This window comes from Streptomyces yangpuensis, assembly GCF_024666385.1.
Taxonomy (GTDB): Bacteria; Actinomycetota; Actinomycetes; order Streptomycetales; family Streptomycetaceae; genus Streptomyces; species Streptomyces yangpuensis.
Window position 1 is genome coordinate 3,505,001 of record NZ_CP102514.1, and the last position, 7,500, is coordinate 3,512,500.

A 7,500-nucleotide genomic window follows, 5' to 3' on the forward strand; every position below is an offset into this window, starting at 1 on the left:
CAAGCTGATAGGCCGCGGGCTCATCCTTCACCGCCGGAGCTTTCCACCGCAGAAGATGCCTTCCGCAGTCGTATCCGGTATTAGACCCCGTTTCCAGGGCTTGTCCCAGAGTGAAGGGCAGATTGCCCACGTGTTACTCACCCGTTCGCCACTAATCCACCCCGAAGGGCTTCATCGTTCGACTTGCATGTGTTAAGCACGCCGCCAGCGTTCGTCCTGAGCCAGGATCAAACTCTCCATGAATGTTTACCCGTGATCGGGTGCACACGCACGAAAGAGCGGGCGCATCATGTCGGAATATGACCGACGCGCCACAACGTCCTCGCTGTGTTTGTCGCCTGCCAGTGCCCGAAGGCCCGACAGGTCTTTTCCAAAGGAACCTCATCCACCGAAGTGGACGGGGTATCAACTTCTGGCGTTGATTTTTGGCACGCTGTTGAGTTCTCAAGGAACGGACGCTTCCTTCGTACTCACCCTCGCGGGTTTTCCTCCGGGCTTTCGTTCTGCTGTCTTGCGTTTCCGACTCTACCAGACTTTTTCGTGTCCGATTTCCTCGACGCTTTCCAGGTATTCGCTTTCGCGTTTCCCTTTCCGGCGGTTCCGACTCTATCAGAAGTTTTCCACCGGATTTCTCCGGCTTCGATTCCCGAATGAAGAGTCGAGTGTCCCCACTTGAAAGCGAATCCTTGTGGGGGCCGCTGCCGAGCGCTTCAGCTCCAGGCAACTGTTCAACTCTACAACCGTGTCCTGGAGGAGTCAAAACGACCCTCCCCACCGAGGCCGCGGCCCAGTTCAAGCAGAGCCGGACCGGTGCCGGCTCACCGCCCACCACCTGGCCCCGCAAGGCTGGCGCTGCAACGTCATCGAACATCGCTCCTGGTCCGCTGGGCTCCACGTGACTGACGGTGGAACGCCTGGGACGGACCTGCCGGAGGCGAAGCCGACGGGAGCGGCCTTCGTGAGCCGACCCTCTGAATACGTACGGGCCTGAGAGCTCTGCCTGCAGGGGCCGACCGGGCCGGAGATCACCACGCCGTCGCACCTTGCAGGGCGATGCTGCCGGGGTTGGGCCACAACCTCCACCGAACCGACATGGCCTCTCCCGCTACCGGTGGACGCCGTGCCTGCCCCAATGACGACACGGAGGTATCCCCCGGTCTCGGCCGCGACCGAGACCGACACTCCGTCTAACCCACGACGTCGGACCAGGGCGACCCCCTCTGGTCTTCGCGTGCTGCGGACCGACGCCCCCAGCCCCCTTCTAGGGAGCGATCTCGCCCGAGTTCATCAGGACGCCGCCTGAAACCGCCAGCAGATCTCTCACCAGTCCGATCCCTGCTACGCGAGTACTACCCGTCCGCAGACTTGCGGCCCCACCAGGTCCTCAGGCTGGCCCGACGCCGACCAGGGGCCGCTCGTCTCACGCGCGCTGCTACAAACCGCGCTCAAGCGGGCCAGCCCTCAGGCGGGCCGTCACAGCCGATGCCGAACGGCTCCTCGAGGTCTTCCGAGCCCACTGAGCCACCAGCCGCAGCTGGTCGAAAGCGTGGGCAGTAGATGCTCGCCCTCCTGGTCCAGCTGGGGGCCGTCTGCCCCGAGGCAGTCGAGAAACCTGAGGGCCCTAACGCGTCAAGGCGCACACACATGGCGGCTGTGTAGCCTGTCGATCTGTTGTTCGAACGGGATGAGGGGGCCGCGGATGGATGTCGAAGGGGCGCATGCCGCGATCCAGCTCCCTGAAGGGTCCTGGTGGGACTGGGACGTCGTCGGCTGGGATGGCGGGGAGCTCAGGCTTGCCGCCGGCCATGACCTGTCCTACTGCCACAGCCTGGAGCTGGTCTTCGGTGATCCGTTCTTCGTCAGCTGCCCGTCCACCTTTTACGATCCGGTCTTCCGCGCACCGACGCTGGACGAGCTCCTGAAGGTCACTCGTCAGCTCGGCGAGGAGCCGGCCGTCGTGGTCGCCTTTCAGGCCGATGCAGGCGGGCAAGAGCCGGTCTCGTGCCTCATCGCCGCGGAGCGGCTCGACATCGTCCAGGGAACCGTTTTGCGGTACTGGCGCGAGGATGCAGGCCCCGATCAGCGCTTCGCTCCCTGGGTGCGGTCCCCCGGCCAGTGGACGGTCTCGGGCCACGCCCTCGAACAACGGTGAGCTCATAGCCTTGCCGGATGACTGACTCGGCCCCCGCCCAGCGCCCTTTGCCAACGTGGGACGAAGTGATCGCGTTGCGGGATTTCATCCACGGACGGGCATACGCGGCCGCGGTCCCCACCATCCGACTCAATGGGGACCGCCTCACGCCCCCGGATCCGCTCTGGCGCGAGTGGCGGAGGTCAACGGGGCACTCTACGAAGTCACCTCTCACCTATGCAGACGGCTGTATGCCGAGCTTGCGACAGGTCGTCCTGGATCCGGCGCCGATGCCTCGTGGGAGGCCCTCATCACGATCACTTCGGCTTGGCGCGATGACCCTGAGCTACCTTCCTGGGCACACGACGTGCTGCCAGTCACGCTGCGCTGACCGCAACGCCGGGCGGCCCGGGCAACGCGGACTCCTCATCGAAGAGCTCTCGGTTCTGGAGGCAGTGGCAGAGCTGGCCGATCATGCGGTTGAAAAGGTTGCGCTGGGCGGCGGTGTGCCGGTCTGCGTGATTGTCGCGGCGTCGCCGGTAGGGGGCTTTGGCGCCGGGGGAGGCGATGATCGCGGAGAACGCCCATAGGTAGCCGGCGGCATTCAGACGTTCGCTGCTGAGCGCGTCCTCGACCAGCTGCGGCTGGTGGGCCCACTCGGCCCGGAGGACCTCACGCAGCCCCTCGGCGTCGGCTGCGATGCCCCGCTGAAGCCGGCCCGCTTGAGCGCGCCTGTAACTGGGTGCGTGTGAGGCGAGCGGCCTTGGTCGGCGTCGGGGCCAGTGAGGAGCTGGTGGGCCTCGGGCCGACAGAGCCGTTCTTCCAGGATTCGACGGCCACGAGAGCGGCCGGGAAGTACTCGCGCAGCAGGGAGCGGAGCCGGTTGGCGATCTGCTGGCGGTTCCGGGTCGCGTCCTGCTGAGCGCGCGCGAGGACGGCGACGGCCCGGGCCAGGTCGCTGTCTTGGGGAAGCGGCCGGTGGGCGTGCATGTCGGTCCGCAGCACGTTGGCCAGGACCAGGGCGTCGCCCGGGTCGGACTTCTTGCGCGAAGCTGTGCCGGTCGCGATAGCGGGCGGCAGCCATCGGGTTGATCGCGAACACTTGCCGATTGTCGGTCCTCAGCACCGCGACGAGTAGGCCGCAGGATGTCTCGATCGCGACCGGGATCGGGGATTCCTACGTGTCGCCGTACTCAGCGGGTACCTCCAGCAGGATCTTGTAGCCGACGGCGTCATCGGTGATGTGCCGCTTGACCAATAACTGGCCGCTGTCGTCGACCAGGGGGACGTCGTGTGTGCGTTCCGCCCAGTCGATGCCGCAGTCGATCAAGATCTTTCCCCTCCAGTGTTCGGCGTACCAGGACCGTCCACCATCTACGGGAAGGCCTCGGAAGCCCGGGGGAAGCCAGATGTGACGGCCCTGGCGCTCGAACAGCCCGCCCGGTTCTCCTCCGGCGGGACTGCTCTTACCCACGGATTAGGTGGCCCAGCACGGCTCGAAATCTCTCCCGCCCCGCCGTGACGCTCGCATCCCACAGGCCTGAGACATCACCGCTCAGCGAAAGCGACTGGAGCCGGTGTTCGTCGGCGAGGAAACTGGCACCCGCCACGTTCTCGTCCAGCATGCCCATAGCGGTGAGCGCCACATGGCCACAGGACACTGCGTCATCAGGGCTTCCCGAGCCGTGGGCCGACATGGCATACCGCAAGCAGAGCGCAGCGAAGAAGGCGTAGACGTCGGCGACAGCGGTGATCCCCTCTTCGTTCGGCTGAAGCTCCCAGAACCGCTCCAGCCGGCGCACGCCCGCGGTTGCGTCGGCGAGCGGCCGATCGGCCTGCCAGAGATCGCGAACGCACTCCACGTAGAAGTCCCGGTCGGCCTCGCGCCCCGGCTCGCCGGCTCTCAGGCCCACGAACAGCGGCGCCATGCGTTCGGCGCAGGTGGCGACATACAGGCGGATCGCTTCGCCGCCCCCATCACGAAGTGCCTCTGTGACGGCACTCCCCACCAGCTTCTGCACGTCCCACCCTCATCCCGTTCGAACAGATCGCGACCACAGCATGCCGACCCGATACGGAGACAGGATCACGCCACTGCCCGACCCACCGAAGCAGCATCCGAGCGGTGGGCCAGGCCGACGGCGCGCCGATCACCGCCGAACGTGCGTGAGCGGTCAGCGGCTCGCTCGGGCCCGCTGTCAGAACCGCTCCGTAGGCTGCCGAGCCCATGAGCATGAACGGCGAGTATCTGCGCGTCACACCCGGCGAACTGGCCCGGGCCCTGGAGGATCCCGAGTGGGTCTTGGACCTCGCCGAGGAGATCCGGGACGCCCAGGAGGAGGACGACGAGACTTCGCCGGCCGAAGCCCGTCACTTCAGCACGCACCAGACCTGGAACCTGCTGGACTTCCTGCTGAAGCGTTCGCTGTTCCCGGTCCACATCGTCTACGGCGAGGAACCCCTCCCCGAGGCCGACGACTGGGGCTACGGGCCACCGCGATACGTGACTGCCGACCGTGTGCGGCTGGCCGCCGACGCACTGACATGGATGACCTATGACCAACTGATCCAAGGCGTCGACCACACCGAGCTCGCGGCCGCCGAGATCTACCCACAGCTATGGCACTCGCCCGCGTCCCTGGACTGGGCCCGCGACGTCTTCACTTCTCTGACGGAGTTCTTCCGAGCCGCGGCCTCGGACGGCCATGCCCTGGTGATCTGGTTGGACTGAGGCGGAGCCTCCGGTCGGCGGAGGTCAGAGGTTGACGCGTTTGAGATAGACCCGGCTGCGGTGCGGGATGGTCTGGTACCAGACCATGAGGTGTTCGTCCTCGTACGTACGGAGCCGCATCGGGTGGGGATCCTCGTAGAGGCTGCCGTCCTTGGGGTCGATGGCCATCGCGGCGAGGTCGACCAGGCCGTCCATGACGGCGCCGACCAGCTCCTGCTGGGCCGCGGACATGTCGCCGAGCACCCAGAGCCGGCTGGGGTCGCACTCCCAGGCCCAGCCGCTGTCGTTCTCCACGCCCTCGCCGCGCCGGGTCACTGACCGATCTCGCGCTGGGCCTCGGCCAGGATGCGGCTGCTGGTCTCCATGGCCACGCGAAACTGTTCCTCCGTGGCGCCGGGATCGCCCGCGATCCGCTCGGCTTCGTGCAGCGCCGCCGAGCGGGCCGGCCAGCGGTGGATCGCCACGTGCGTGGCCCACTTGATCAGGAAGAACCGCAGCGGGTTGATGGCGCCCGTCTCCGCGGCACGGTCGAAGGCCTCGTTGCATTCCTTGTCGAGCACAGCCAGGTTCGCCATGTCGATCCGGCGCACGGCGTCCCGCAGGGCTTCCCGTGTCATCGCCGGCTGGGGGATGAGAGGCCCGCCGTCTTCCCACTGCTGTGCTGTCATCGTCTCCTCCAGGGGGAACGCTGGCCAGGATACCCAGCCGGGTCTCAGAACCTGGTGGTGAACGCAGAAAAGCCCCGCACCATGACTGGTGCGGGGCTTTCCCACAATGATTGTTCGGCGGCGTCCTACTCTCCCACAGGGTCCCCCCTGCAGTACCATCGGCGCTGAAAGGCTTAGCTTCCGGGTTCGGAATGTAACCGGGCGTTTCCCTAACGCTATGACCACCGAAACACTATGAAATTCGAACGCTGGCTGACATCACAGCTGTTCGTTATTTCAGAACTAACACAGTGGACGCGAGCAACTGAGGACAAGCCCTCGGCCTATTAGTACCAGTCAGCTTCACCCGTTACCGGGCTTCCACATCTGGCCTATCAACCCAGTCGTCTACTGGGAGCCTTACCCTCTCAAGGAGGTGGGAATACTCATCTTGAAGCAGGCTTCCCGCTTAGATGCTTTCAGCGGTTATCCCTCCCGAACGTAGCCAACCAGCCATGCCCTTGGCAGGACAACTGGCACACCAGAGGTTCGTCCGTCCCGGTCCTCTCGTACTAGGGACAGCCCTTCTCAATATTCCTACGCGCACAGCGGATAGGGACCGAACTGTCTCACGACGTTCTAAACCCAGCTCGCGTACCGCTTTAATGGGCGAACAGCCCAACCCTTGGGACCGACTCCAGCCCCAGGATGCGACGAGCCGACATCGAGGTGCCAAACCATCCCGTCGATATGGACTCTTGGGGAAGATCAGCCTGTTATCCCCGGGGTACCTTTTATCCGTTGAGCGACGGCGCTTCCACAAGCCACCGCCGGATCACTAGTCCCGACTTTCGTCCCTGCTCGACCCGTCGGTCTCACAGTCAAGCTCCCTTGTGCACTTACACTCAACACCTGATTGCCAACCAGGCTGAGGGAACCTTTGGGCGCCTCCGTTACCCTTTGGGAGGCAACCGCCCCAGTTAAACTACCCATCAGACACTGTCCCTGATCCGGATCACGGACCGAGGTTAGACATCCAGCACGACCAGAGTGGTATTTCAACGGCGACTCCACACCAACTGGCGTTGATGCTTCAAAGTCTCCCACCTATCCTACACAAGCCGAACCGAACACCAATATCAAACTGTAGTAAAGGTCCCGGGGTCTTTCCGTCCTGCTGCGCGAAACGAGCATCTTTACTCGTAGTGCAATTTCACCGGGCCTATGGTTGAGACAGTCGAGAAGTCGTTACGCCATTCGTGCAGGTCGGAACTTACCCGACAAGGAATTTCGCTACCTTAGGATGGTTATAGTTACCACCGCCGTTTACTGGCGCTTAAGTTCTCAGCTTCGCAACCCCGAAAGGTCACTAACCGGTCCCCTTAACGTTCCAGCACCGGGCAGGCGTCAGTCCGTATACATCGCCTTACGGCTTCGCACGGACCTGTGTTTTTAGTAAACAGTCGCTTCTCGCTGGTCTCTGCGGCCACCCCCAGCTCACCAAGCAAGTTGGATCACCAGTGATGGCCCCCCTTCTCCCGAAGTTACGGGGGCATTTTGCCGAGTTCCTTAACCATAGTTCACCCGAACGCCTCGGTATTCTCTACCTGACCACCTGAGTCGGTTTAGGGTACGGGCCGCCATGAAACTCGCTAGAGGCTTTTCTCGACAGCATAGGATCATCCACTTCACCACAATCGGCTCGGCATCAGGTCTCAGCCTTGTATGAGGGACGGATTTGCCTACCCCTCGGCCTACACCCTTACCCCGGGACAACCACCGCCCGGGCTGGACTACCTTCCTGCGTCACCCCATCGCTTACCTACTACAAGTCTGGTTCGTCGGCTCCACCACTTTCCTTTCCCCGAAGGGTCCGGAACGGCTTCACGGACTTAGCATCGCCTGATTCGATATTGGGCGTTTCAAAGCGGGTACCGGAATATCAACCGGTTGTCCATCGACTACGCCTGTCGGCCTCGCCTTAGGTCCCG

Annotated in this window: 5 protein-coding genes, 3 rRNA genes and 1 pseudogene (2 of these 9 only partly in view); 2 read left to right on the plus strand and 7 right to left on the minus strand. The window is 63.9% G+C overall.

Annotation, left to right across the window (positions count from 1 at the left end; all coding sequences use genetic code 11):
• Positions 1–243, minus strand: a 16S ribosomal RNA gene (locus NRK68_RS15945); it reaches 1,281 nt to the left of the window's first position.
• 1,456 nt (positions 244–1,699) lie between these two features.
• Here NRK68_RS15945 and NRK68_RS15950 point away from each other — a divergent pair.
• Positions 1,700–2,152: a hypothetical protein gene (locus NRK68_RS15950; RefSeq protein ID WP_257856055.1), complete on the plus strand. Its 453-nt coding sequence runs from the start codon at positions 1,700–1,702 to the stop codon at positions 2,150–2,152.
• A gap of 356 nt (positions 2,153–2,508) precedes the next feature.
• Here NRK68_RS15950 and NRK68_RS15955 read toward each other — a convergent pair.
• Positions 2,509–3,464: pseudogene (locus NRK68_RS15955) on the minus strand (IS110 family transposase).
• Between the two features lie 133 nt (positions 3,465–3,597).
• The gene (locus tag NRK68_RS15960) at positions 3,598–4,152 is read right to left on the minus strand and encodes a hypothetical protein (protein ID WP_257856056.1); all 555 of its coding nucleotides are present in this window, start codon (positions 4,150–4,152) and stop codon (positions 3,598–3,600) included.
• Positions 4,153–4,358: 206 nt separating this feature from the next.
• Here NRK68_RS15960 and NRK68_RS15965 point away from each other — a divergent pair, with 206 nt between their 5' ends.
• Entirely contained in the window at positions 4,359–4,862 is a 504-nt protein-coding gene (locus tag NRK68_RS15965) for a YfbM family protein (RefSeq protein WP_257856057.1), read from the plus strand.
• Positions 4,863–4,886: 24 nt separating this feature from the next.
• On the opposite strand, the gene NRK68_RS15970 is transcribed toward NRK68_RS15965, so the two are convergent.
• From NRK68_RS15970 to NRK68_RS15985, 4 genes are all read right to left on the minus strand, one after another.
• Positions 4,887–5,156 carry a hypothetical protein gene (locus NRK68_RS15970; RefSeq protein WP_183069841.1) on the minus strand — a complete coding sequence of 90 codons (270 nt, stop codon included), beginning with the start codon at positions 5,154–5,156 and terminating at the stop codon, positions 4,887–4,889.
• Positions 5,157–5,173: 17 nt separating this feature from the next.
• Positions 5,174–5,530 carry a hypothetical protein gene (locus NRK68_RS15975; protein WP_183069840.1) on the minus strand — a complete coding sequence of 119 codons (357 nt, stop codon included), beginning with the start codon at positions 5,528–5,530 and terminating at the stop codon, positions 5,174–5,176.
• A gap of 112 nt (positions 5,531–5,642) precedes the next feature.
• Positions 5,643–5,759: ribosomal RNA gene (gene rrf, locus NRK68_RS15980) — 5S ribosomal RNA — on the minus strand.
• Positions 5,760–5,836: 77 nt separating this feature from the next.
• Positions 5,837–7,500: ribosomal RNA gene (locus NRK68_RS15985) — 23S ribosomal RNA — on the minus strand (it continues 1,456 nt past the right edge of the window).